Below are 26,031 nucleotides of genomic sequence, written 5' to 3'. Positions count from 1 at the left end.
GTGCGACTTTTCTATTCACCAGACTGGGACAACCAACCGACTGCCTGGCTGACCTGATCGGGCTGGCTGACCTGATCGGGCTGGAAGACCTGGTCGGGTTGGCTGTCTTGCGGCCGCTTTGCGGCTTCATACTCATCTTTCAGGCGAAAGTAGCAATCCGGGCAAAGGGACTGGTATTCAATGTCCGCCTGATTGTCGATGGCCACCTGCTCGCCTTCGAAAACAAATCGGCCGTTGACCTTGCGGCCGTTGAACGTTGCTTTGCGGCCGCAGGTGCAGATGGTCTTCATCTCCTCAATGCTGTGAGCCAGCAGGAGGAGCCGCTGTGCGCCCTCAAAGCCATTGGTGGAAAAGTCCGTCCGCAGGCCATAGGCAATGACCGGAATCTTCAGGCGAATCGTCACCGCCAGCAGTTCATCCACCTGCGCCGTTTTCAGGAACTGCGCTTCATCTACCAGAACGCAGTCGATGGGCTGGGTCTTCAGCCGTTCTTCTATGATTTCAAACAACCGGTCGGTGCCCTGTACCATCAAATCCACATGGCGCGAGACGCCGATGCGTGAGATCAGGGTATCGCCCCCCTTGGTGTCAATCTGAGGCTTGATCAGAAAGACCTTCATCCCCCGCTCCTCATAATTGAAGGCGACCTGCATCAGGGCGGTGGATTTTCCTGAGTTCATCGCGCCATATCGAAAATATAATTTAGCCATGGTTTCCTCTTCAGCAGTGGATCCGAAAAATCGCATCCGTTCTCAAGATAATATTATACTGTAAAACATCGCGGATTACGAGAATTTTATTGACTTTGAATCGGAGGTTCTGATATCATTGAATAGTTAATTGATACAGTTCCTGACAAATTATGATTTGAGGTGAAAAAAATGAGAGAAGGCATACATCCAAAGTACAACCACGAATCCGTTGTTAAGTGTGCATGTGGAAACACTTTCGTCACCGGCTCGGTAAAGGACGAACTGAAAGTTGAAATATGTTCTCAGTGCCATCCTTTCTTCACAGGCAAGCAGAAGATCGTTGATGTCGGTGGAAGAGTTGATCGGTTCAAGAAGAAATTCGAAAAGAGAACTGTCAAGAACGCTGCGCCTGTTGACGCCCCGGTCGAAGAAAATACTGCTGAATAATGACCCGTTCATTATTCCAGGGAGATCCCACGGTACTCCGTGGGATCCTTAATTTTTTGGGCGGAGCCATCCGCCCGTCCGGGAGCCGGCAGGATTGCCGGCTCTCCAAAGCACCCGATTGGTCGAATGCCGTCGGTTTCTCTCATTTTCCCCGGATCACATGAATTCTGTTCAATACGTCAAGTCCGAACCATCCGGTTCCATCGATCGGTTGTGTACTGACTCTCATGGTTATCAGCTGCGTTCGGTCAGCTGCACTTTTTTGAGTGCATCCATGAACTCTTCATTCGTTTCTGAATTGTCCAGCAGTGATATCAGTTCTTGAGTGACTTTGCTGATTTCGGAAGTCCGGTAGAGCAGTGCGCGGATTTTGCGAACCGCTTCCAGCTCATCGCCGGTCAGAATCAGTTCTTCCTTTCGGGTGCCGGACCGGTATATATCGATGGCCGGGAAAATCCGCCGTTCCTGGAGCCGGCGGTCCAAATGAACTTCCATGTTGCCCGTGCCCTTAAATTCTTCAAAGATCATGTCATCCATCCGGCTGCCGGTATCCACCAGCGCAGTGGCCAGAATCGTCAGTGATCCGCCGTTGCGAATGTTGCGGGCAGCTCCGAAAAACTTCTTGGGCATCAGAAGTGCCGCCGGATCCAATCCGCCGGACAATGTCCGGCCCGATGGAGTAACCGTCAGGTTATAGGCCCGGGACAGTCTGGTCAGAGAGTCCAGCAGAATGACAACGTCCTTCTTATGCTCAACCAGACGCTTGGCCCGCTCCAGCACCATGCCTGCCACTTTGATATGATTCATCGGATCTTCATCAAAGGTCGAGTAGATGACTTCACCCTGGATGGATTCCCTCATATCAGTGACTTCCTCCGGCCGCTCATCAATCAGCAGCACGATGAGGACTGTCTCCGGGTTATTGATGTGGATGTGCTGGGCAATCTTTTTCAGGATCGTGGTCTTTCCGGCTTTGGGCGGAGCGACGATCATGCCGCGCTGCCCTTTGCCCACAGGACTGATGATATCCATGATCCGGGTCGACATGTCGTTTCGTTCCGGAACTTCCAGACGAAGCCGCTGATTGGGATAAATCGGGGTCAGCGTTTCAAAGTCCCGGCGCGTGATCGCGCTGCCCGGGGGATCTCCATTGACGCGATCCACATAGAACAGCGCCTTGAATTTCTCCCCTTCCCGGGTGGGGCGGGTTTTTCCGGCGACTTCATCCCCGGTTTTCAGTCGGAAGCGGCGAATCTGGGTGGGTGATACATAAATGTCATCCGGTGTAGTCAGGTAGTTGTCGCCGCGAAGGAAGCCGAAGCTGTTCTGATCCATGATTTCCAGGATACCTGTCACTTCAATGGTATCCGGCGGGAAGGAGCGTTCACCGGAGTCCGACCGATCCTCCGCGGAACGGGCAGTGCTTCGTTCATAACCCGCGGACCCGTCCCGCTCAGACCGCATCGGTTCAAACCGTCGGGAAAGCTTCTCTTTCAAGGCGATTCCGTTCCGATCCACATAAGATGTTTCCCGCGACGAACCGGCTTCTGCTGAGCTCCCCACTCCGGCAGCTGTCGCTTCCTGAACGGCCTGGCCGATTTGCGGCGGATAACCGCCCCCCGCCGCCGGTTCCGCTGAGGGACTCGCCCCCAGCTCCTGGTCTGCCTCATGCTGATAGGGAGCAAACTCATCCCCAGTCCTGTTATCGAGCTCGTCCGCGGCTGGTTTTACCTGATCCGAATCCTGCAGCAATTCCTCCAGAAGAGCAATCAGTTCCGGCTTGCGCAGCTTGGCAATGCCCTTTACCTGGTTTGCCTTGGCCAGATCCCGCAGTTCATTAAGGGTCAGACGTCTAAAATCAAATTCCATAGTTCACCTGCCTGTGATGGATGTCGAAGAGTGAATGTCAAATGTCGTGGGTGGAATGAGTTGAAACCAACGGAATACAAGGAACAGACAACCCAATGAATAACAAGGCGTCCCAGCGATTTTTTCCATGCAAAAAAACCTGGGCTGATCACAAAAACAAAAACTGGTGGAAGGCTTGGGTCATCTGATGAGTGAAAGAAGAATTCCAGTGAAATGGAAAAGAGGCTAAGAGATTTCGGTTTATCGCCAAAAGTCATTGGCATCAGAAGAAAATTACTGTTCTAATTATCCATCTCCAGGCGAAATTTGTCAATGATTTTTATACAGCCTGAGAAAGCAGACCAGCACGCAACCGTTCAGACAGCTATGCAGACAGTCTGGCAGGCATCTCTATGGAAAGATCATTCGTCAGATCATAGCCCGGTTAGTGGACCGTTATTGAATAGATCATTGATTGGATCATGAAACAGATCAAAAAAAGAGCAGTCGCTGCTTTGGTTCTTGTCCGACCGGCAAGGATCAAGGCAACGGCTGCTTTTCTGGCTCTACAATTTCTGGTTATGATGGAAACTTATCCTGGTTCCATTTCAACATGATTCAGGCTGCCTGATGGTTGTGCCTGCTCCATGGATCAGGTCAGGTCCAGAACTGTGACCTCGGGCATCAAACTGGCCCAGTCCCGGATCCGGCCGTGGCAGGTGAAGAGCACCGTCTGGAGCGGAACGGGTCGGGCGCAGGTATGCTCTTTCAGAAAGTTCAGCCCCTCTCTGGCTCTTGCATCATCATACTGGGTGAAGATGTCATCCAGGAACAGAGGCAGGGGCTGAGCAGGTGACGAAATGAGATCTGTGATGGCGAGCCGGAGGGCCAGGTATGCCTGATCCACGGTTCCTCCGCTGAGGTAACCCCACTCAAACAGCTGACGCTGATTCCCATCCTCCACCATAATATCAAAGCTGCGGCTGACTCGAACATTCTGATATTTATCCCGGGTCAGCCGTCGCAGAATGGCTCCGGTGCGATCGTTCAGGAGCGGTCCGAAGCTTTGCTGCAGCTCCTCAAAGGCTTCTGTCAGCTTTGTCTGGGCCAGGGTCAGTATCTCATATTGCTCCTGTTTGCCCTTGACGTTCATCCGGGCTTGATCCAGTCGTTCCTCCACCTGGCTGAGATTTTCACGGGATCGGTATTTCTCACGCAGTTCCGCTTCTCTTGCCGCCAGCGTACGGTCCAGGGCGTGGATCTGACCCGTCAGCATCTCCGCCTGATGTTCCAGATCCCGGAGATCGTCCGGATCCGGCAGGGCGGCATCGCGCTCATCCGCTGAAGATTCTGACCAAAGAAGTTTCAACTCTTCCAGCGTATGGTTCTTTTCCAGCTCCTGACGGTTCTGTTCACCGGCTTCCCGCTGAATGGAGAGCTGCTGGCACCGCTCCAGGTCTTCAGTCAGATCCTGCATCAGCCCAGTGGTTTCCTCCAGGGTCTTCACGGTGCGGTATGGCTGCAGATGTGTCAGCAGGTCGTTGATGTGTTCGGTCCGCTGTGCGGCCAGTTGTTCCAGTTCCTGCCTTAATTTTGAGATCTCGCGCCCCAGCTGCTGTGCTCTCTGGAGCGACATCTGACTGGTAAGCACCTTCTGAATCGCATCCGTCAGATCTCTGGCCTCCAGCAAATCCAACAGCTCGGCATGTCGTTTTTCCAGGCACTGACCTGTTTGCTGCATCTGATCCAGCTCTTCCAGCAGATTCAGTTCATCCAGCTTTGTCCCCTTGACGGTGAACTGCTCCAGTTCTCTCTGCAGCTCCTCATGCTCCCGGGTCAGTGCACTGAGCCGGCTGGTCAGTCCCAGGACACGGCGCCGGACTTCGTCCAGCTGCGTTTCTGTTGCACCATACCTGGCTTCCATTTCGGCCAGCCGCTGGATTGACCTGTTATAGCCCTGTGTGAGCTCCCCGACCTCCCGGGTGAGCGCTGTGTGCTGCACCAGGCTGCCGGCCTGCTCCTTTTCCAGCTGGTCGATCTGATTCAAGAGCATTGCCCGCAGCTGGTCTGCCTCATCGGGTCCAGCTTCCCCCCGGGAATCAGCCGCTCCCGGAAGCCCGCGATATCCCCAGGCAGCAAACAGCAATGCCAGGATCAGGACTCCATAGAATCCCGGGTGAACCTGACTGCCCAGAATGAGGGCAAGCAGAACCGCCAGACCTGAAAGCGTCAGTGCCGGAAGAGCCCGGCTTCTGTTGCTGTATGAACCGGAGGGTGTTTCCTTCGAGATCTGACCGGCATTGTGACTGAGATCCGCCTGCCACTGCCCCACCTGGAGCCGGCTGCGCGCCATGGCTTCCTCGAGCTGCCTGATTTCCTGCTCTTTCTGCCACTGAGTCTGGCGCTGCTGCTCCTTAGCCTGTTTTGCCTCCTCCAGTTCAACGCGCACAACCTTGTACTGCTCTTCCAGCTGTGTCAGTTCGACCTCAGCTTCCCGCACTTCGGCGGAAGTCTCTTCGCACTGACCAGACAGCAGCTCCGCTTTCTGAATGGCTGTGCGGTAAAGGCGCAGCTCCTGCAGCTGCCGGCGCGTCACCTGAAGCTGTTCCTCCAGTTCGGACTGCCGCACCTCGTTGGCTTTCAGCTCTTCCAGCGGTTCCTCCAGAGGACTGGTTCGGTCCGAATCCAGCGCCTCAAGCTCGGTTTCGCGGGCTGACAGATTTTCTTCCAGCGATTGGGTTTTGGCCTCGTTCTGATGAATTCGACGCAGCATCTCATCCGCAGCGGACAGATAGCTCCGATCCATCCGGCCGCCGGAATATGTCAGCCGAGCCTCCAGGGCATTCATCTGCCGGGTCAGCTCCAGATGCCGGGTTTCCCGGTCAATGGCAGCGGCCAGCTGATGGGTCCGAAGGATGCCTTCGTTTTTCTTCTGTTCCCTGTCCAGGACGGCTTTGCGCTCAATCAGTTCCCGGCGGCAGTTTTGCTCGCGCTCCAGCTCCTCCTGGGCAGCCAGCTTCTCCAGTTCTTCGGCCTGCGCGGCTCGGCGGCGCTCCTCCAGGTGTTCAACCTCCTGGCGAGCCAGAACCAGCAGTCCGTTCTTCTGATTTTTGCTGACCAGCCGTTCTCTGGCCTGATTCATGGAGTCCAGCGCTGACTGGTAAGAAACCTCCTCGCTGCCTGTGGTTACCAGATTGAGCAGACGCTGGGTCAGTTCCTCCTGTTTGGCTCCGTCGCGGATCAGGCTGGCTCCCTGACTGATAAACACACTTCGGGCAAAAGCATCCTCTCCCAGTCCGAGATATTCCACCCCGGGCTCTTTCCTGGCTTTTACCCGGATCCGTTCCCCGGTTGTTTCGTTGAACAGACTGACCTGATCGGTGACATTGCTCTGGCCAAACACCCGCTCCAGGCGGTACGTGGTTCCATCCGCCTCAAAAATCAGGTGCCCCTTCATTGGGCTGCCATCCCAGGGGCGGTATTTTTTGCGCAAATTGCCCGCGACATCCCGGCCTCGGCCGCTGGACCCGTAGAACATCATCTGAAGAAACGCCATCAGCGTGCTTTTGCCTTCTTCATTGGCCCCGTGGATCACCTGCAGGCCCTGACCCAGCGTCAGGGAATAATCCTGGAACCGGCCGAACCGGTCCAGATACATTTCTTTAATGATCACAGTCAATCACCTGCCCTTCCAAAGCTCGCAGTCCCGCTTCCAACGCCTGGCGCATCCGGTTATTCTGAGCTTCGTCGCCGCCCGCTACCGCTTCCAGCATTTTCCGGACAAAAATGCCCCGCAGTGAAGTTTCCTGAGCCAGATTGTCAAAGTCCACTTCCATCCGGGTCTCGTCCTGCAGCTGAACATAATGGAGGGTTTCAGCCAGCCGGTTCTCAATGACGGTCCAGGGCAGGACGGTTTCCAGCCCGACCCGACCGGTCAGTCGGATCCGGTAAAAATGATCAGCATAGGAGTCGCCGTGACGTTCCTTCAGCTGGGCTAAAATTGCCGCCTCAGCCTGTGCCTCCGTCCGGAAGCTTGAAACATCCACCGGTTCAATCAGATACTGCCGGCTGGACAGACTTTCGAACTGCAGATCTGCCGCACCGGCTTGAACGGTACCCAGATACACTCCTTTCCGGCCAGTTTCATCGAAACCCCGTCCATCCGGAATGCCCGGGTACGCCCAGGTGGTATGACCCACCCGCTGAATGCCGCTGCATTTGTGAATATGCCCCAGCGCCAGGTAATCCAGTCCCGTGGCCCGGATCTGCTCCGGCTGAATTCCGTGGTATCCGGAGGATTGGCCGGTGCCAACGACATCCGCGTGGAACACTCCCAGTCGAATCCGGCCGGCACAGTCCGGATCAGATTGCGGCAGCAGTACTTCCTCCTGGCGCGATCCGGTAAAGGCGGCTCCGTACACGGATACCGGAAGATCCGGCAAATCCACCCGTTCCAATCCTCCCCTGAAGATGTGGACATTGTCCGACCAGTCCGGATCCAGGAACGGAGAATCCAAGGCTGCATAATCATGATTTCCCGGCGCGATAAAAACCCGGGAGGAAATGTCTGCTAAATATTCCTTTACCGAAGCAACCACCGCCGGATCTATATTAGTTCCTTCAAACAGATCCCCGGCAATGAGAAGCAGATCCACCTGCTCCTTCTGGCACAGCCGGGTCATTCTCCGAAAACTCCCGAGCAGCTCCACCGCCCGCTGGGCGGCGTGTTCGGGAATGGACCAAAGGGATGACCCCAGATGCCAGTCCGCGCAATGCAGTATTTTAATCTTTTCCAATGGGATGCTTCCTCCGTCATTTGAAATTATTCATCACCTGAACTTACGATCCTGTCAAAACTGTCTATACCAAATAAGAATAACAGATCATAGGGACATTCTGTCCATTTTCTCTGCAACCGCAAGCCCGGTTTCACGAAAATCCCAAATATTGATCGACGAACCGCGCAGGAAATGACCTCACTCCTGGCACCGGATCCGGTGTACACTCCGGCTTGGCCTATAACCACTCTGATCGCGCAGGAAAATATTGATTCAGCCGACGTACAATCAAGTTACTGTCAATTCATCAACTTAGAATATCCCGTTCATTAACTTATAATATAATGAGAGAACGATCCGTGAGACGGTTGACGTCCTGCTGTCATGAGGTCCTGATGGCCTGCTGATAGGATGCTGACGTCCCTGCGTCTTTCCGTTTCAAATCCGATCCGCCCGAAGGAGGACCATTATGACCGAACACCGAGTTTATCGCATGAGCTTTGCCCGGGTTTATCCACTGCTCGTAGCGAAAGCAGAGAAGAAAGGCAGAACCCGAGCTGAAGTGGATGAAATCATCCGGTGGCTTACCGGATACTCTCAGGATATGCTGGACAGTCAAATCGCACAGGAAGTCGATTATGAGACATTTTTCCGGGAGGCCCCTCTCCTGAACCCCTCCCGCCAATTAATTCAGGGCGTAGTCTGCGGGGTCCGGGTCGAGAATATCGAAGACCCTGTGATGCGTGAAGTCCGGTATTTGGACAAGCTGATTGATGAACTGGCCAAAGGCAAGGCCATGAGCAAAATTCTTCGAAGTGAGAAGCTGACTCCTCCGGCAGTCGACCGGCCGGAGTAATTAACATGACAGGCACAGTTTGTCCCAGTCTGATGGTACCCGTTGCCTGGACAGAGTGTTACCCAGGCAACACTCTGTTTGCTCTATCTGCAGTATACTGGATTTCAGCGGGAAGAGGACCCCTTTTTCCCCCTGCCTTCAGGAATACGAGATCAGCTGTCCCCATACCCAGAGTTCCGGAGGAACGGTCCCGACCAGAACTGTAACTTCCGCTTTTCGCGGGAGACAGTCCTTTCAGATGAGTAAATTGAACCCGGAAAAGAATGAATCAAGTTTCCATGCAACAAATCAGACGAAACAAGTGAAGCTTTAATCAAGTCACAAGATTAGAAAGAAAAGAAAACAAAACAATGGAAAGGAGTATACCGATGATTGAAACAGTTCATTCCTACTCGCTTGATGACGAAAAAAAGGTTGAGAAAATCATTGACGCAGATGAAGTGATGATCAACCACATGATCTTCCCCAAAGGAGCCGGTCTCCCCGAACACTTCTCCAACTCCAATGTCTACATGACGATTCTGCGCGGCACGCTGACTCTCCAGCTGGGTGAACAGGAAGCACAGCATTATCCCCAAGGCAGTATTATCAACATTCCCTACAACACAAAGATGAATGTCAGCAATGCTCATGATGAAGTAATGGAGATGTTCGTTATCAAAGCGCCCAATCCCAGAGTCTTCCAGGCACCGAACAACTAACTGCCCCTGACTCGGTGATTCAGGGGAGCTGATGTACAAAGATAAGCCAGAGAACCGATCCGCACACTGGTATGGATCGGTTCTCTGACTTTTTGGTTATTGCCGGGCTTTGTAATCATCGCTCGGCTTTGTAATCATCGCCCGGCTGTGTGATGACCATTTGTCATCGGATCAGAATAGGACATCTGTGCAGCTAGGAGGCTGTCTGCCGGGATCGGATCATCTCGATGAAATAATCATGAACAAAGGTGTCGTCGGTCAGTTCGGGATGAAACGCCGTAACCAGCTGGCTGTCCTGCCGGGCTGCGACGATCTTTCCCTGGACCATGGAAAGAATCTCTGTCTCGGGACCCACCTTTTCTATGAACGGGGCGCGGATGAACCGCATGGGCACCGCTGTATTGCCGCTGAAGGTTCCCAGGGCCTCAAAGCTTCCCAGCTGGCGCCCGAAGGCATTGCGGCGAACATGGATATCCATGGTAGCAAAGTGGGTGAGCGCCTGCTCGGTGATGGAACGGGCGAGAAGTATCATGCCGGCACAGGTGCCGAATACCGGCAGCCCCTGGCTTATCTTCTGCCGCAGAGGTTCCATCAGACCGAGCTCTGTTAAAAGCTGTCCCATGACGGTGCTTTCCCCGCCCGGCAGGATCAGGCCATCCATGGGACCGTCCAGATCCTTCAGCTGACGGATTTCAAAGCTTTCAATCCCCCTCTGTTCCAGCATCCGGCGATGTTCTGCAAAGGCCCCCTGCAGGGCAAGCACGCCGACTCTCATTATTTTCCACGCTCCGCCATAAGAATCTCAATTTCCTGCTCATTGATGCCGACCATGGCTTCGCCCAGGTCAGCGGACAGTTCCGCCAGCATGGCGGCATCCTGATAATTCGTCACGGCCTTGACAATGGCCTTGGCCCGCCGGGCCGGATCGCCGGACTTAAAGATCCCTGAACCAACGAAGACGCCTTCCGCTCCCAGCTGCATCATCAGGGCAGCATCCGCGGGAGTTGCCACTCCGCCGGCGGCAAAGTTGACAACGGGCAGCCGGCCATGATCATGCACGTAACGGATCAGATCCAGCGGAACCATCAGCTGTTTGGCCATTTCGAACAGTTCATCCGGACGAGCCGCCTGAACCCGGCTGATTTCTGAATTGATTTTTCTTAAGTGCCGGACAGCCTGAACCACGTCGCCCGTTCCTGGCTCACCCTTGGTCCGGATCATGCTGGCCCCTTCGGCGATCCGCCGCAGAGCTTCGCCCAGATCCCGCGCGCCGCAGACAAACGGTGCCTTGAAGGCGGTTTTGTCAATGTGGTAAACATCATCGGCCGGAGAGAGTACTTCACTTTCATCGATGAAGTCAATCTCAACGGCTTCCAGAATCTGCGCTTCCACAAAGTGACCGATGCGGACTTTGGCCATGACTGGAATGGATACCGCGTCCTGAATCTCCCGGATCATTTTCGGATCACTCATGCGGGAAACACCCCCGGCAGCGCGAATGTCCGCCGGAATCCGTTCCAGGGCCATGACAGCGCAGGCTCCGGCTGCCTCGGCAATTCTTGCCTGTTCCGGAGTTGTAACATCCATGATGACGCCGCCCTTGAGCATCTGAGCCAGTTCCTTGTTTAAACCAATTCGTTCGTTATTCATAATCTTCCCCCTGTAGGATGCAGTATGGTGCATCGTTATGCAGTGTAATATGAAGCAGCGCAGAGCCGGGCGATGACGTACCGTAACATCGAATGTCAGTCAATGTCATATAACAATATACAGTACCATACAGTGCCGCCCCCTGCGGTTTACTTCTGTTTTCTTCTCCAGTATACTGAAGCTTGGTATTGGATCAATGACCATTTTAAACTAATCTGATAGGACCAGATTAATTACAGGAGGCATTTATGCTGACTTATCATATGGAATCCCGGGGATCACTTCCCCTCTACGAATTTCTTTATCAAAAAATCCGACAGGACATCCTGACCGGCACCCTGACCGCCCATGAAAAACTCCCATCCAAGCGCAAGCTGGCCCGCCATCTGCAGATCAGCGTCATCACGGTTGAAAATGCCTATGCTCAGCTCGTTCTGGAAGGGTATGTCTACAGTCAGGAGAAGCAGGGTTATTTTGTCAGTCCCCTGGCCCTTGAGACTACAGTCCCGATTCAGACAATGCCTGCCGGATCCCAAAGCCGGACCGATGGTTCGACGACGCTCCGGCACCCGCCAGTGACCGAAGCCCTCAGCTATACGGAATTCCCCTTCTCGGTCTGGGCCCGGCTCATGCGCCAGATCCTGACCGAAGAAAACAAAACCCTGCTTGCTCCGACTCCGTTTCATGGCGTCACAGAACTTCGGGAAGCCATCGCCTGGCACCTGTTCCATTTTCGGGGAATGACCGTTTCTCCCGGACAGATCATCATCGGCGCCGGAACCGAGTACCTCTATGGCCGAATCATTCAGCTCCTGGGCAAGGATCTGCGCTACGCCGTCGAAAATCCCGGATATCCAAAAATTGCCCGCATTTATCAGCATTACGGGGCAGTCTGTCAGTTCATTCCCATGGATGACAAGGGGTTCTCGGTTCAGGCTCTGACCTGGACCGGTGCTGAAGTCACCCATGTGTCCCCTTCGCATCATTATCCGACCGGCATCGTGATGCCAGCGGGGCGCAGATTTGATCTGCTGGCCTGGGCTGCCCAGCACAGCAGCCGGTACATCATCGAAGATGACTACGACTCCGAATTCCGTTACCAGGGCCGGCCCATTCCTTCGCTCTACAGCATGGATCAGTCGGACAAGGTCATTTATATCAACACCTTTTCCCGAACCATTTCACCTTCCATCCGAATCAGCTATATGGTTCTGCCGCCTCCCCTCGTGGAGCGCTATCAATCCGAGCTTTCCTTCTATTCCTGCCCTGTCCCCAGTTTCGAGCAGTACACGCTGGCCCGGTTTATACGCCAGGGTTATTTTGAAAAGCATCTCAACCGCATGAAAACAGCGTACCGCAAACAGCGGGACGGCCTGAAATCTGCTCTGCGCCAAGCCTTTGGCAGCATACCGCATCAATTCATCGGGGAAGACGCCGGCCTCCACTTTCTGGTCAAAGTCGATACCAAAAAATCGGAAACCGCGCTGATTCGGACTGCCCGGGCATCGGGACTGAACCTCAGCTTTCTGTCTGAATACGTCCATGGCCGCTCGGATGAGTACAACGCCACCCTCATTGTTGACTATTCCCGCCTGGATCCTGGGGATCTGGATGTCACCGCCCGCCAGATGGCTGACCTGTTTCGAACCTCAGATGAGTGATGAGCCGATCATCAACGCAGCCTCCGGTGTCCAAGCGACATCCGGAGGCTGCGTTTCCCAATTTTGATTTATCTTCTGTTCCCTCGAACCCAATGAATTGCCCAGTCTGCCGACTGCGGCAAAGTTTCGGCCTGTTCCTGATCGGAGTTCACCGCTGGATTACTGATCTCTCGAGGCCTGAGGCCGGACCACCATTTCAATGCGGGTGCTGCCCTGTGACTCGCCCTCAATGACCAGTCCGTATTTCAGGAACAGTTCCATCTTTCGTTCGTCGTCCACCACCCGGTATTCCTGGGTATGGGTCGTGACGTTGAATGTCCCGTAGGGCGTATGATAGAGGCACTGCCTGGGCTCAAGCAGCGAAAACTCCAGCGTGGACGTAAAGCTTCCTTGACGCCGGATCGTTACATCCGCCTGATCCATAATGATGGTGGTCTGGGTATCATCCATTCCGGTCAGTTCACTTTCGGCGTAGGATACAATCACTTTGTCCCCTTCCCGCACAATATTGCCCAGACTTGTCAGCTCGATGTATTCTGACTCTCCCGGAAGCAATGTCCTGATCTGAATCACTGCCTTATCCATAAATATCACCTGTCTTTCCTGATTCCATTATACCTTAAGAACCACCTAAACGGGGGGCTTGGCCGTTCTTTCTGAGTGCTCCGGACGATCCGGGACGGTGAGTGCTGGTCTGCGCGGAAAACCGGTTCTCAGCGGCCCTTCGCTTTTTTGGAGTATCAGGCTGCTCAATCATTCCCGGATTTCGGGCAGCCCGCTGTTGCCTGAGACGAAGCAGTCCTCCCACCGATCGGAGCAGCTCTCGCCCGGCAAATCTGAAAACCCTTGGGAAAAGGGCTTTGTTCTTAGTGTAAAGTTACTGTAGGTCGAAAATGAAAGAGAATAAGCCCAAGTGCTAGAATGTTAGTAACAACCAAAAACAAACTACACGAAAGGACTTATTCTCATGCCTATCTTAACAGATTTCAACTCAATGTTCACCACTCTCAGACAAGGTTTTGATTCAAGAATGGCAAGCGGTACTCTCACCATGGATCAAGTGGTACAGGAGACTCACGAGCTGACGGATCGGATTGCCCGTGAGCAGATCCAGGATTATGTTCAGGTACTCGATGAGCGCCTGAGGAACTCACAGTTACGGAAAAAAGACTACACCATCGAACGGCGCTATCAAACAAAAACCATCGCTACTACAGCCGGACCTGTGGTCTTTGGCCGGACGTACTTTCGGGATAAAAAGACCAATCACCATGTGTGTCTGGTGGATCGTCTTCTGGGCCTTGAGCCCCATCAGAGAATCAGCCGGGAACTAGCCTCGTGTCTTCTCTCCAGTGCTAAAGATATTTCTTACCAGGGGACGGTGGAGCGCTATGCAAGCAGCGGAATTACCAGCCGCACTACGGTAATGAATCTGGTCCATCGACTGGGGAACATTGAGTCTTCTGAGGGACCCCTGCCTCAGAAAAAAGTGGCATCTCGGATCTATATTGAGGCCGATGAGGATCATGTAGCTATGCAGGACGGTTCCAATCAGCAGATGCGGCTGATCTACGTCCATGAGGGGCAGCAGAGTGTCGGGAAGAGACGCAAGGCCTTAATGGGTGTACGTCGATTTGCAGGCTTCTACAAGGGCAACTCGGATGAACTGTGGTACGAAGTGTTCGATTACCTGAACTCGGCTTATGAAGTGGATAAGATCGAGGAAATCTCCTTATCAGGGGATGGGGCGTCCTGGATCAAGATGGGTGCCCAGATTCTGCCTCGATGCAAGCTCTATCTGGATAAGTTCCACCTGGAAAAGGCCCTGCGCCAGGCGGCAACGCCGATTGATTCCTACAAAGGGACAAAGGATGAATATTACTGGTACCTCAAAGACGCCATCAGCATGGACTCCCTTGAGGACATCAACACATTCTTCGAATCAGCAGCGGGATTGCCGCTTAAAAAGACCCAGGAAAAGAAGTTAGGCGAGATGCAAACCTATCTTGTGTCCAACTGGGAATCGATCCAGAACGCGGCCAAGTCGGGCTATCAGGGCTGCAGTGCGGAAGGGCATGTCAGTCATGTGCTTTCCTCACGGTTATCTTCACGCCCGATGGGGTGGAGCACAGTAGGTGCTGAGAATATAGCGCGCATGCGAGTTTTCGTGCTCAATGGCGGGGATCTCATGGGCTACTTCGCTGCCAAAGAGAAAGAAAAGAAGAAGGAAGCCCGACTTGTGAGGCTGGAAAAACGGATCGTGAAGAAGAGCCGGGTCTACCCAGTAAAACAAGGTTCAATCAGCTATGCAACGCCTCATTTTGGGTGGTATAAATCGTAAAACCCGGGCTACTTGGAATCCGCACGGCAGGCCTATTCAATTTTTGAACCGAAAGTAAGTTGACACTATCGGCTTTGTTCTGCCCCGTTCTATCCCGTCCCATGAAGTGATATAATAGACAAAGCGGAGGGTTATCCACATGAACACACTTATGCTCACGATTTCTGCCGGCCACGGGCACAATGCGGCGGCAGAGGCGATATCCGAATACATCCTGAAAAACGAACCGGACTCCCGGATCAAAATAGTTGATACACTCAAATACATCAGTCCGATCCTCGACAAAGTCGTGATCGGAACGTATCTCAATTCATTGAAAATTTATCCGAAAGGCTTCTCCATGCTCTACTCGGTGTTTAACCGCAAAGATGAGAGCGTAACCGCCTTCGCTGAAAAATTTGACGAACTTCTGGCCGATCGTCTGCTGCCCCTGATCGTAGAAACTCAGCCGGATGTCATCATTTCGACTCACCCGTTTACCACCCAGATGCTCAGCGCTCTCAAAACATCTGGACACCTCAATCTGCCGGCCCTGGCCATCATCACGGATTACGGCAGTCACGCCCTGTGGGTACATCCCGGCATCGACTTCTATGTGGTAGCCCACGAGTCCGTCGTCGAGGAACTCACCAAGACCGGACGAGACAGGCGCACCGTTTTTCCCTACGTCATTCCGTTCAGATCCACTTTCCTGAACCCGTATGACCGCAGTCAGACCCTGTCCGGCATCGGCCTGGATGAACAGCTGCCCACGGTAACCCTGATGGGCGGATCACTGGCTCTGGGCCATATCAAAACCATCCTGAAGGAACTGGATTCCATTCCCCGGCAGTTCAATATCGTTGTGGTAGCTGCCAATAACCAGAAGTTGTATGACGAAGCCCTGGAAATTTCACTGAAGTCCGACAAGAATATCGCGGTCTTAAAATTCTGCCATTTCATGGATGCCCTGCTTCAGGCCACTGATCTTCTGGTCACAAAGCCCGGCGGCCTGACCGTCACAGAAGCGCTCATCACCGGAACACCCATGGCGATCTTTAAAGCCATCGGCGGGCAGGAGGAACAGAACAAGCACTTTCTTCTGAAAAACCAGCTGGCCATTGATCTGGGTGACGGAGAAGACAGTGCCGGCCAGATTGAAGCGCTGCTCTTCCATCCCCATAAGCTGGAAGATATGACGGATCGGATCCGCGCTTTTGCCAAACCGGATTCTACGGAAAAAATTTATGGACTGCTTCGACTCATGGTCGATGACTTCCACCGTCAGAATAAAACAGCTGTTCCCAATGCCGACACCCTGGAAGATGAAGGCTTTAATGAGAAATTAAAGGGTCTTTTCGATGATGCGAAAACCAGGCTGGAGTCCAATAAAATGACATCCCGCCTGATGGATTTCCTGCGGCGCCGCTCCAAAGAAGTCTCGGATGAAGATTTCTATGAGTTGAGCGATGAAGAAATCTCTCAGCTCCTGGACGAAACCCAGGAAAAGCATTAACCTTCAGTTCAACCACTATGGGCAGGAAACTCCTTTCCGGCCGCAATAAGGCTCCCCGCCGATCCACCGCTAACCTTTCATTGCCGGTGGATCGGTGGGGAGCCTATTCTGCTCTGGCTTAACCGTTTGCGACAGCTTGTCGGCCCAGGGTCTGAACCAGGAATGTCTCCGGATACTTCCCGTGAAACCAGACATAGGCGTCGCGGGCGGCTGCTTCGCTGTCAAACAATCCAAACACGGTGGGTCCAGAACCTGACATCAGGCTGCCCAACGCTCCGCGCCGGATCAGCTCCGTTTTCAGATTGCGCAGGAGCGGGTGCCGAGTCAGCGTCACATTTTCCAGCACATTTCCCAAATGCCGGGCAACTCCTGCCAGATCGTCGGCGGCAATGGCTGCCTGCACCGCCTGAGTGGCCGGATGGCGCCGGACCCGGTCGAGTCTGAAGTCGGTGAACACCTGCCGGGTGGACACCCCAAAGGGAGGTTTCACCAGCAACACCCAGTGATTGCAAAAATCCGGCAGCGGTGTGATGATTTCACCGACTCCTTCGCACAAAGCGGTTCCGCCGGTCATGGTAAAGGGAACATCCGCGCCCAGACTGAGCCCCAGCTCCAGCAGCTTCTCCTGCGTCAGGGGATGGCCCGTCAGTCCATTGAGTGCCGTCAGAACAGCGCCCGCATCAGTAGACCCTCCGGCCAGCCCGGCAGCCACCGGAATCCGTTTTTCCAGATGAATGCGCACACCCGAATGAATTCCCGTCGCTTCCAGAAAACGAACCGCCGCCCGATAGGCGATGTTTTTTTCAGTTACCGGGACATAGGGCAGGTTGCAGGTCAGGGCGATGCCCTCGCCGGCGAGCTCCACCGAAACATCATCTGCCAGGTCAATGGTCTGCATGACCATTTGGAGCAGATGATACCCATCGGCACGCTTACCCGTGACATCCAGGGTCAGATTAATTTTCGCATAGGCTTTGATCTTCATAATATCCCCCGAAGAGTTGTTGATTCATCCATTCGTAATGCCTCCATTCCTCAGCCCCCAGGTGACTGCGGAATACAGCGGCTGATCGATTCAGATGGTCGCGGATGACGGCCTGGGTGCGCCGGATGGCACCAGTACCTTCGATGCGCCGGACAATCCGGTCGAAGGCAGCCTCATCAGGGATCCCTGGCCCCAAATCAGCCAGTTCAACCTTCAGAGCGGGATCTTCCTCCAGGGCAAAGATGACCGGCAGCGTAAAGTTACCTTCCCGCAGATCTGAATAAGCTGAATCCGACAGATCCGCCAGGTCATCCCGCAGTTGAAAGGCAATTCCAAAATCCAGGCCGGCCCGTTTCATCGGTTCGATGTCATGGGGTGATTCCTGCCTGACGGCAAATCCCGCCGAACTGGCCAGGGAGAACAGCAGCCCGGTCTTGGCTTCAATTCGGGCCAGATAGCCAGCGGGTGTCTGCTCCATGCTGAAGCGTGACTCCAGCTGCTCTGCCTCCGCCTCCAGAAGCGGTCCCATGAAGTCCATCGGCAGCCGGGGCAGGCGGTCTGCCTCCAGCCCGTACAGACACCGTGCTGCCAGAAAAATCAGGTAGTCGCCGGCATAAAGAGCCATGGCTGTTCCATGCTGACGGACCACGGTCGGTTGTCCCCGCCGTTCCCGGCCATGATCAATGATGTCGTCGTGAATCAATGAAGCCAGATGGAGGAATTCCAGCGCCGCCGCCAGGTGATTGACCTCCCACGGACTGGTGCTGAATCCGGCGGACAGAACCAGCAGCGCCGGGCGCAGCATTTTTCCCGACTGGGCCGTCAATGGAGTCAAAACGGCTGAGAACCGCCCGGTACGGGGGACCTCAGCCTGCATAATTTCCTGGATCTGATTCAGTCGTTCGTTCAGTTTCGGCTGGTCCTGCCAAAATCCCATCAGCGTTTCAACTCCCTCATAATGCCCAGTTTTCCCATATGCTCCAGCATGAAGTTAGAGGTCATGCCAATAAAGAAACCGGTCGGTACGGCGATGATCGTCAGAGCCGGCAGATACATCAGAATCCGCGGCTCGGCCACCATCAGCGCGGCGGCCAGCAGCTGCCCCAGATTGTGGCTGAATGCCCCGCCGACTGAGACTCCGATCCGGGAAAGCCGGTTCCCAAAGGTGTTTTTCAGCAGCAGCATCACGACAAAGGACAGCATCGCCCCGGAAAAGGAGTAAATGAACGCTCCGGGATTGTTGGAAATCAGCATCGAAAGAACCGAGCGCAGGACAACGACGCCGAAGGCCTCGCCCGGACGAAGGGTATAGAGCGCCACCATGGTAAAGATGTTTGCCAGCCCCAGCTTGGCCCCCGGTATGGCGGGGAATGGAACCGGAATGAACTCCTCCAGCTTGAAGACGACCATGGCCTGGGCGACCAGGAGCGCGATATACACCATCTTGTAGACATTTTTATTGTTTCTCATCAGTATGCGTTCAGATCTCCTTTTGCTTTGTCTCCCCCTTCAACCTCAACCACCAGCATATGGGGCAGGCAGATGATCTGCTCGCCATCCTTGGAGATAGGGGGGAATGCCGTTACACAGATCTGATCCGGACAATCGGCTGTGATCATTGTTACTGTGCCGCCGTCGATTCGAATCGTATTTTTTTCACCCTTGGGGGTGACAATTTCATGGACATAAGCCGCCTTGGTTTCATCCAGCTGGATCCGCTCCACTTCCTGTGAGTCGATCTTGATGACCACATAGATGGCATCGCTCTGTGCCGGGCTGCTCATAGCCTGATAGGCAAACACGGCATTGGGGATAAAGGAAGCAAGGATCAAAAGCCCGATCAGGACAATATCCAGAAGCTTTATTTTAAAGTATTTCAACTGATTTCATTCCTTTCTGGTTTCTAATACTACATTATACCAGTTCCCGGTAAAAATTGCTTAAAATTTGCACGTTCTGAAACACCGGAACATCCTCAGGACGATCTGGCCATTGGATCAACAAATTCAGAAATGATCGAATTTGGGAATCCATGAAGTTTGAAATCAAGGCCGGCCGGATCCATCACTCGGCTGGCGGGGTTCAGATTTCTGCCCTTGCGCTGAATTACAGGGAATCAATCTTCAGCTGCCGATGGATCCAGGGGATGAGCCAGGCATCCAGCCCCATGATCCTGCCGGCACCGCCCAGCAGAGCCAGTGAAGCCGGCAGAATCCAGAGCAGCTGCCAGCCGGCGACGCCGGAGAGGAAAAAGTTGACCGTCAGAGCGAAGGACAGAAGAGCAGAGAGAAAGACCGCAAGACCCAGAATCAGTCCCACGCCAACGGCAAATTCCGCCCATACCAGCAGACTTTGGAAGAAGGCTCCCAGAGCGGGCGTGGGCATAATGGTGCGCATCAGTGCTTCATACCAGACGGGAAGCTCTTCCAGCACCGGACCGTTTGTACCTGCCATGGTGGCACTGCTGACGGCATCGACATCCCGCAGCCAGGCAAAGGGCACCTGCAGGTTTCCGGGACGAAGCCACGAATCGCTGCCCACGGTGAGGTAATCACGAGCCGAGACAGCTTTGGCAAACTGAGCTGGTCCAATGACTTTTTTCCAGGCTTCCAGAAACCACAGACCGCCCAGGTACAGGCGGAGCGGCAGCAGCCAGAAGCGCTGTCCCCGGCTGGAGAGGAGGCGTCCGGTCAGAGTCCGGCCATGCGCTGGACGAACCAGGTGCCCGGTAAAATAATTGGCAGCCGAACCCAGGCCGCCGACGGAAAACACATAATACAGATCCACCAGGAACTTCAGTACGACCGCCGGCCACCCCGATAAGGGGATTCGGGTCGTTGTCACCCCATCAGAGGGTCCCAGTGAAATCATCAGTCCGCGCCGGCTGGGCTGATAGGAGTGAATGTCACCCTCCCCGGTCAGCAGATTTTTAGCTACCAGATCCGCGGACTGCAGTCCGTTTTCCACGCAGGCCCAGTCTGGATCGCCGCCATCCCCCACTGCACAGACTTCCGGATGGCTACGCAGGCGCAGCGCGTCATCCAAAATCGGTTCAGCTGCCTCCCCCTGGGGTGCATCCAGACGAAATGCGGCCCGATTTCCGCTGGTCCATACGACCAGGTCCGCCTGGAGCTCGGCTTCAGGACACCCTTCCAGCCGAACGCCGGATTCGCAAACTTCCGTGACCCGCGCAGCCGTCATCAGGCGGATTCCCCGCCGTTCCAGCTTGCGCCTCACTTTTTCCTGAACCGGGAGGGGCAGATCCGGCAGGATGTTGTCTCTGACTTCCACCAGCGTCACGGCAAGATTCGGCGCCATGGCCTTCAGATCTGCTGCCAGCTCGACTCCCGTCAAACCCGCTCCGCACAGTACGATCCGGCCGTCGGGATTTTGCCTCAGCCACTGCCGGATCGACAAGGCATCCTTCATAGTGTTCAGGGTAAGGCTGTGTTCCTGCGCACCCGGCACTCCATAGAAAAAGGGGACCGCTCCCGAGGCGATGATTAACTGGTCATAAGGATAACTGCCGCTTTCCCCGGTCAGGATCCTGGACTCCAGGTCGATGGAGCGGATCCGGTCACGGATTCGTTCCACCCGGGCATGCTCCAGGATATGATCCAGCGGGATCTCCAGGGTTTGGGGTTCCACCCGACCGGAGGCGACTTCATGCAGGTTGGTGATGAGGGTATGATGGTCATTCTGGTCAATCAGCGTCAGCCGATCGTACTGCTTTTCCGCCAGCAGGCGCCGGGCCAGCCGGATTCCGGCATAGCCTGCCCCCAGAATGACAATGCGTGATTCGTTCATGGCAAACTCCTTGCACTGGACTATTGATAATATTTCTCAATTAAGGTTCCGGAATAAGCAGTCAATCTGACTGCTTCTCCGTTTGGTCCTATCCTTATTTAATCACCTGTTGGATCCGCCGGTGCTTCCGGTTCTGCCGGTTGCTCTCCCTGAGGCGTTTTGATCCGCGGCGGTGTACCGTCCGGGCGGGTGTTGACCGGCTGATTGAGGTAAGCCGGAACCGGCACTCCCGGAAGGTAGGAGTCGATGACGGGCGTTGTCGTCAGTTCCGTCGGCTCCTCCAGCTTGAGCAGAGACGGTTCCACTTTCATGACCGGCTTGAGCTGGTAGTCAAAGCTTCGGACATAATCCGGAGCTTCCTTCTGGATCCGTTCCTCAAAATATTCTTCGTAGATGGCCCGGGCGACCGGGATCATGAAGGAACCGTGGATGGCGTCATACCCGATGACTGCGATGGCGATCTCCGGATCCTCCAGGGGCGCGAACGTAATGTAGGTTCCGTACTGGTGACGGCCGACATAGTTGGCCATATTGTTTTCGCGATACTGAGCCGTACCGGTTTTTCCGGCGGTCTCGATCGGGAAGTCTTTCATGTAGCGGTAGGCCGTTCCGCCCTCGACGGTATTGACCTTGTGCATGCCTTCATAGATCAGTTTCAGGTGTTCATCCTTGATTGAAACCTCTTCCAGGACTTCCGGCTCCACAACCTTGACCAGATTGCCTTCCGGATCAAGAATCCGGTCAACCAGAGAAGTCCGGTAGCGGGTTCCGCCATTGGCCAGAGTGGCTATGGCATTGGCGATCTGGAGCAGTGTCAGTTCCGCGTCGCCCTGACCGATGCTGGCATTCATGATATTGACCGGGGTGGTCAGTTCGCGGCCGCGGTCATACACCAGGACACTGGCAACCTGATCCGCCAAGTAGGTCGAGTCGGCCATGCCTTCCTGCTCTTCGGCGGGCAGGAGCGATATGATGTAGTTGAGGTTATAGTCAAGAATCTGCCGGATTTCGTCGAATTTCTCATCAACAGTCCGGGGATCGTTGAACTGAGCCTTGCTCCAGTATTCCCGCAGGCCCCGGTCCATCTCGAGTTTCAGTTCCCGCATTTTCTCGGAATCTGTATCCTTGAGCGACACGTCCAGCGGCTTAAACCGCTTGCCGTCCCGGGCAATTCCCTTTTTCAGGACATTGACCAGATCACCATAGGCGGCTCGCCCGATAATCTGCTTGCGGGACTCAAAGTTGAAGATGTTGCCGTATACATTCTCGTTAATCTCAATGCCGGTCGTTGAATGAACCCCTTCGGTGGGATCATGGCCCAGTCCCAGTTTCCAGACGGTTTCGGCGATGGCGTTGGGACCAGACTTCTGATGCATTCGCCAGCCCATTTCCAGGAAGAAGACGTTGGAAGACAGCTTCAGCGCCTCGGTCAGATCCAGCAGACCGTAGGGCATGCTGTTGTTGTTGGTTGGGCGATAGCCTTTCAACTCCGGCCGTTCGTATACGCCGGTGTCGTCGATGATCGTGTTCTTGTCGACCACGCCGTGCTGCAGGGCGGCGAGTGAGGTAAAGGGCTTAAAGATGGATCCCACCGGGGACAGGCCCTGGGTGGCGTAATTCAGGAATGGCTTGGGATAGTTGTCATAATAATCCTGGCGAACCCCTTCCTTATTTTTGGGGAAGATGTCATCCAGGGTCTTGCCCGGAATGGGCAAGTTCTGGATCAGGTTTGTGCCGAAAGCCTCCAGATCTGGATTAAAGTAGGTCGAATACAGTTCAGGAGTCAGCGCGCCCGGAGCGATGAACACATTGGGATCAAAATCCGGATTCGAGGCCATGGCCAGTACCTTGCCGGTTTTCACCTGAATGACCACCACCGCGCCGCGGGTGGCGTTGTTGGATTTGCCCTGGGTATGATCCACAAAGCTGGTGCGCAGATTCTTCAGCGTGGCATCCAGCGCCATCTGAGCTGTATACTGCAGATCCTTGTCCAGGGTCAGCTGGACGCTGGATCCGGGATAGCCCTCCAGCTTGAACAGCTCGCTGACCGTTCGTCCCTGTTTGTCGACCTTGACGGTGGTGACGGACTTGTTTCCGCGCAGTTCCTGCTCAAAGGCTTCTTCAATGCCGTAAACCCCGATCATGTCCTGATTCAGGTCATAGCCCATGGATTCGTATTTATCCTTATTGTATTCGCTGATGTTGGACAAATAACCCAGCACATGAGCCCCCAGCGTTCCATAGGGATAGATCCGGGTGGGGCTGAGCTGCACATCAATGCCGGCCAGCAGATTGGCTTTCTGCATGAAGACAAAGGCGTTCTGCTTGGTCATGGTCTTGACCAGCGGTACGGACTTGTTGGACTGATAGACTTTCATCCGCACCTGATCCCGAATCACCATGTAGCGGCGCAGTTCCGGTACAGACAGTTTTTTTAGTACGGTCTCGGTCACTTCCCGATCAGTCAGCTTAAGCAGGGCAGCTTCTTCGGTTTTGCTCAGTCCCAGGATTTTATAAAGGCCATGATAGCGCACCAGATATTGGAAGGTCTCCTCCGGTGTCACCGCCAGCAGCATTTTATTGAGCTCCTCGCTTTCTTCATTGCTCAGATCCTTGATCTGCGTTTTCCCGATCATCTTGCCGTAACCGGATTTGAGGATCCAGGAATCCATGTTGCGGTCTTTCTTAAAGCGAAGTTCACGGGTCTGGGAGGCACTGGGACTGCTGGTCTTAAAATCGAAGGCGAAGGCCGGTTCGGCCTTCAGTTCAAACGTGTCATAGAGTTCCTCACCGGTTCGATCCAGGAGGCGGAAGAATTCTCCCATCACGCTGTAGAATTGAGCAGCCGATTCTCGGGTTTCATTATAAATCAGGTCATAGGACGAGAGATTGGTCGCCAGCACTTCGCCGTTGCGGTCCAGGATTTCTCCGCGCGGCGCCGGTTCACTGATATCTTTCACCGAATAAGCATCTGCCTTATTCTGAAATTCTTCGCCGCTGACAATCTGAAGTCCGAACAGCGTTCGGCCGATGAGCCCCATAACCGCTAGCATGATCAGAAACAGAGCGGTATAGCGGTTAAACAGTCTGCGCTCGGTTGTATTGTTACTTTTTTTCATATCTTTCACCCAGGGTTTTTGTTTCTGTGTATAATAATTGCAATGACTTCATTCAGGATCCAGAGATCCCATACCCCATTGTACAATAAAACGATGGATTATGCTCCGCTTGATTCGGTGACCGGACAGGAAAAAAACACATACTGCCGGCCTCGACCGCGAAGGAGTTCCTGAATCTTTTTTTGCCATATTACCATCGGGAGGCTTTCATCCATGATTAGTAAACTACTGACCCGCTCCTATTTCTTCAGCTTTATTGCACTGGGCTGTGCCCTTCTGATCCTGTTTATCGCCGGAGGGGGTGAATCATCCCATCTGAGCGCGGCCGGCATCCGGTTTCTTCTGGTGTCGACTGGGATCATCCTGTTTTTTGATCTCCTCAAGATCCTTTTGAATAAGGAACGGACCAGCTACCGGGCCATGCTGATGGAAAAACCTTTGTTCAACCCCAGGTCCAAGCTGCGGGAACCCCAGCTGACGGCTCCCCTGTTCCCTCGGTTCATCGCACTGTATTTTGACGGAGATGACGAGGATCCTTACAAGTCTCGGGTTTACTCCATCCAGGCCGTCCGCTATGAAGGCGGTTATCTCACCGACAGCCTGTACCTGCCGCTAAAAAGCCCGGGAAAGAAAAGCAAGGCCATCGATCTGGAACTGGAAGACGCGCTGAAATATCTCAAGACCTATACCCGGGACTTCCCGCTGATCATCCACGATAAAAGCTACGCCAACGCCTGGCTGAGGGAACATTCCAATTCCATCCTGCTGACGGATGCCATCGATACTGAAACGCTGGCCCGCAACCTATACCCGAAACTGACCGACTTTGGCATTGAAGACCTCAATGATTTCTACCACTTCGAAGTCAACGCACAGGATCCGGTCTACGGCGCCAAAATTACCACAGCGGTCTATCTGGATTATCTGCGAGTGCATAATTACCGGACTGCGCTGTCGAAAAACCCATTTGCCAAAGCGGTGGAACTCACCCCCGTCTACCCGACGGATCAGGCTCCATTGCCCGAGGCATCGGAAGCCGATGATTTTTCCTTCTGGGTTGAAAATGAACCGGCCTATCAGGTGGAGCCAGCCCTGGAACTGGACCTTGACCAGGAAGAAACCCTGACTCAAAAGGCGGAGCATTATATCGGACCTTTCACCCCGTTGGATGAAGAAGGCAATGACATCCCGGAACGCGGTCACCTCATTGACCAGAAATCCCAGTCATGATGAAACGCTTCCAATATCTAATTTCCGGCCGGGTTCAGGGTGTGGGATTTCGCTGGCAGACATTGCAGGCGACAAAAGCCATCGGTGTCACCGGATTCGTAAAAAATCTTCCTTCCGGCCAGGTTCTGCTGGAAGCCCAGGGAGAACCGGAGCAGATCGCAGCTCTGAAACAGTTCATCCTCCAGGATATGTCCTATGCTCGGATCGACAGCCTGACTGAAGAACCACGGGAAGTCATACCGGATGAAACCATTTTTCAGATTCTACGCTAAAACGCACTGGAAGGATCTCAGAATCACCTCCGGTCATTGATAACCTCTGTCCCCTGATAACCGGACAAGGAGAATGCCTCACCGCTTGGTGAGGCATTCTCCTTGTCTGGAATTTACTCACATTAACAAAGATCACTTATAAGATCTAC

21 protein-coding genes and 2 pseudogenes are annotated in these 26,031 nt (G+C 54.1%); 9 read left to right on the top strand and 14 right to left on the bottom strand.

The window, feature by feature from the left end:
* Window positions 1–134: 134 nt before the first annotated feature.
* A pseudogene (locus NQU17_02785) lies at window positions 135–710 on the bottom strand (thymidine kinase).
* 171 nt (window positions 711–881) lie between these two features.
* Between NQU17_02785 and rpmE the strand changes: the two are divergent.
* A pseudogene (rpmE, locus tag NQU17_02780) lies at window positions 882–1,073 on the top strand (50S ribosomal protein L31).
* Between the two features lie 77 nt (window positions 1,074–1,150).
* Here the strand turns inward: rpmE and NQU17_02775 are convergent.
* Both NQU17_02775 and rho read right to left on the bottom strand, forming a co-directional pair.
* On the bottom strand, window positions 1,151–1,285 hold the full coding sequence (locus NQU17_02775; GenBank protein ID UUM12507.1) for a hypothetical protein: 135 nt from the start codon (window positions 1,283–1,285) through the stop codon (window positions 1,151–1,153).
* 88 nt (window positions 1,286–1,373) lie between these two features.
* Window positions 1,374–3,008, bottom strand: a complete 1,635-nt coding sequence (rho, locus tag NQU17_02770; protein UUM12506.1) for a transcription termination factor Rho — start codon at window positions 3,006–3,008, stop codon at window positions 1,374–1,376.
* 461 nt (window positions 3,009–3,469) lie between these two features.
* Between rho and NQU17_02765 the strand changes: the two genes are divergently transcribed.
* Window positions 3,470–3,604, top strand: coding sequence for a hypothetical protein (locus tag NQU17_02765; GenBank protein UUM12505.1), 135 nt, complete (start codon window positions 3,470–3,472; stop codon window positions 3,602–3,604).
* 35 nt (window positions 3,605–3,639) lie between these two features.
* On the opposite strand, the gene NQU17_02760 is transcribed toward NQU17_02765, so the two are convergent.
* Together NQU17_02760 and NQU17_02755 are read right to left on the bottom strand one after the other, a co-directional pair.
* Window positions 3,640–6,660 carry an AAA family ATPase gene (locus NQU17_02760; GenBank protein ID UUM12504.1) on the bottom strand — a complete coding sequence of 1,007 codons (3,021 nt, stop codon included), beginning with the start codon at window positions 6,658–6,660 and terminating at the stop codon, window positions 3,640–3,642.
* Entirely contained in the window at window positions 6,650–7,783 is a 1,134-nt protein-coding gene (locus NQU17_02755; GenBank protein ID UUM12503.1) for a DNA repair exonuclease, read from the bottom strand. The genes NQU17_02760 and NQU17_02755 overlap by 11 nt, the downstream gene beginning before the upstream one ends.
* A gap of 451 nt (window positions 7,784–8,234) precedes the next feature.
* On the opposite strand from NQU17_02755, the gene NQU17_02750 reads away from it, so the two are divergent.
* Window positions 8,235–8,621 carry a DUF2200 domain-containing protein gene (locus tag NQU17_02750; GenBank protein ID UUM12502.1) on the top strand — a complete coding sequence of 129 codons (387 nt, stop codon included), beginning with the start codon at window positions 8,235–8,237 and terminating at the stop codon, window positions 8,619–8,621.
* Between the two features lie 368 nt (window positions 8,622–8,989).
* Entirely contained in the window at window positions 8,990–9,322 is a 333-nt protein-coding gene (locus tag NQU17_02745) for a cupin domain-containing protein (GenBank protein UUM12501.1), read from the top strand.
* Between the two features lie 193 nt (window positions 9,323–9,515).
* On the opposite strand, the gene pdxT is transcribed toward NQU17_02745, so the two are convergent.
* Entirely contained in the window at window positions 9,516–10,097 is a 582-nt protein-coding gene (gene pdxT / locus NQU17_02740) for a pyridoxal 5'-phosphate synthase glutaminase subunit PdxT (protein ID UUM12500.1), read from the bottom strand.
* Entirely contained in the window at window positions 10,097–10,972 is an 876-nt protein-coding gene (pdxS, locus tag NQU17_02735; GenBank protein UUM12499.1) for a pyridoxal 5'-phosphate synthase lyase subunit PdxS, read from the bottom strand. Before pdxS ends, pdxT begins: the two co-directional genes overlap by 1 nt.
* A 248-nt stretch (window positions 10,973–11,220) precedes the next feature.
* Here pdxS and NQU17_02730 point away from each other — a divergent pair, with 248 nt between their 5' ends.
* Window positions 11,221–12,633 (top strand): PLP-dependent aminotransferase family protein, encoded by a 1,413-nt coding sequence (locus NQU17_02730; GenBank protein UUM12498.1) that lies wholly within the window; start codon window positions 11,221–11,223, stop codon window positions 12,631–12,633.
* A 159-nt stretch (window positions 12,634–12,792) separates the two neighbouring features.
* Here the strand turns inward: NQU17_02730 and NQU17_02725 are convergent, their stop codons facing one another.
* On the bottom strand, window positions 12,793–13,218 hold the full coding sequence (locus tag NQU17_02725) for a DUF1934 domain-containing protein (GenBank protein UUM12497.1): 426 nt from the start codon (window positions 13,216–13,218) through the stop codon (window positions 12,793–12,795).
* A 382-nt stretch (window positions 13,219–13,600) separates the two neighbouring features.
* Here NQU17_02725 and NQU17_02720 point away from each other — a divergent pair, with 382 nt between their 5' ends.
* Window positions 13,601–14,974 carry an ISLre2 family transposase gene (locus NQU17_02720; GenBank protein ID UUM12496.1) on the top strand — a complete coding sequence of 458 codons (1,374 nt, stop codon included), beginning with the start codon at window positions 13,601–13,603 and terminating at the stop codon, window positions 14,972–14,974.
* 139 nt (window positions 14,975–15,113) lie between these two features.
* Window positions 15,114–16,469 carry a UDP-N-acetylglucosamine--LPS N-acetylglucosamine transferase gene (locus tag NQU17_02715; protein UUM12495.1) on the top strand — a complete coding sequence of 452 codons (1,356 nt, stop codon included), beginning with the start codon at window positions 15,114–15,116 and terminating at the stop codon, window positions 16,467–16,469.
* A 118-nt stretch (window positions 16,470–16,587) separates the two neighbouring features.
* Here the strand turns inward: NQU17_02715 and ispE are convergent, their stop codons facing one another.
* The 6 genes from ispE to NQU17_02685 all read right to left on the bottom strand — a co-directional run bounded on the left by ispE (window position 16,588) and on the right by NQU17_02685 (window position 24,380).
* The gene (ispE, locus tag NQU17_02710) at window positions 16,588–17,454 is read right to left on the bottom strand and encodes a 4-(cytidine 5'-diphospho)-2-C-methyl-D-erythritol kinase (protein ID UUM12494.1); all 867 of its coding nucleotides are present in this window, start codon (window positions 17,452–17,454) and stop codon (window positions 16,588–16,590) included.
* Window positions 17,426–18,391, bottom strand: a complete 966-nt coding sequence (locus NQU17_02705; protein UUM12493.1) for a polyprenyl synthetase family protein — start codon at window positions 18,389–18,391, stop codon at window positions 17,426–17,428. The genes ispE and NQU17_02705 overlap by 29 nt, the downstream gene beginning before the upstream one ends.
* A complete protein-coding gene (locus NQU17_02700) occupies window positions 18,391–18,924 on the bottom strand; it encodes a Gx transporter family protein (GenBank protein UUM12492.1) in 534 nt (177 codons plus the stop codon). Before NQU17_02700 ends, NQU17_02705 begins: the two co-directional genes overlap by 1 nt.
* Complete coding sequence (locus tag NQU17_02695) at window positions 18,924–19,334, bottom strand: NusG domain II-containing protein (GenBank protein UUM12491.1); 411 nt, start codon at window positions 19,332–19,334, stop codon at window positions 18,924–18,926. The genes NQU17_02700 and NQU17_02695 overlap by 1 nt, the downstream gene beginning before the upstream one ends.
* A gap of 226 nt (window positions 19,335–19,560) precedes the next feature.
* A complete protein-coding gene (locus NQU17_02690) occupies window positions 19,561–21,261 on the bottom strand; it encodes an FAD-dependent oxidoreductase (protein ID UUM12490.1) in 1,701 nt (566 codons plus the stop codon).
* A 98-nt stretch (window positions 21,262–21,359) separates the two neighbouring features.
* On the bottom strand, window positions 21,360–24,380 hold the full coding sequence (locus NQU17_02685) for a penicillin-binding transpeptidase domain-containing protein (GenBank protein ID UUM12489.1): 3,021 nt from the start codon (window positions 24,378–24,380) through the stop codon (window positions 21,360–21,362).
* A 213-nt stretch (window positions 24,381–24,593) separates the two neighbouring features.
* On the opposite strand from NQU17_02685, the gene NQU17_02680 reads away from it, so the two are divergent.
* Together NQU17_02680 and NQU17_02675 are read left to right on the top strand one after the other, a co-directional pair.
* Complete coding sequence (locus NQU17_02680; GenBank protein UUM12488.1) at window positions 24,594–25,610, top strand: hypothetical protein; 1,017 nt, start codon at window positions 24,594–24,596, stop codon at window positions 25,608–25,610.
* Complete coding sequence (locus tag NQU17_02675; protein ID UUM12487.1) at window positions 25,607–25,882, top strand: acylphosphatase; 276 nt, start codon at window positions 25,607–25,609, stop codon at window positions 25,880–25,882. The genes NQU17_02680 and NQU17_02675 overlap by 4 nt, the downstream gene beginning before the upstream one ends.
* The last annotated feature ends 149 nt before the right edge of the window (window positions 25,883–26,031 follow it).

The organism is Clostridiaceae bacterium HFYG-1003, from assembly GCA_024579835.1.
Lineage (GTDB): Bacteria > Bacillota > Clostridia > Clostridiales > Clostridiaceae > JG1575.
This window is presented reverse-complemented; position numbering and strand designations above follow the sequence as displayed.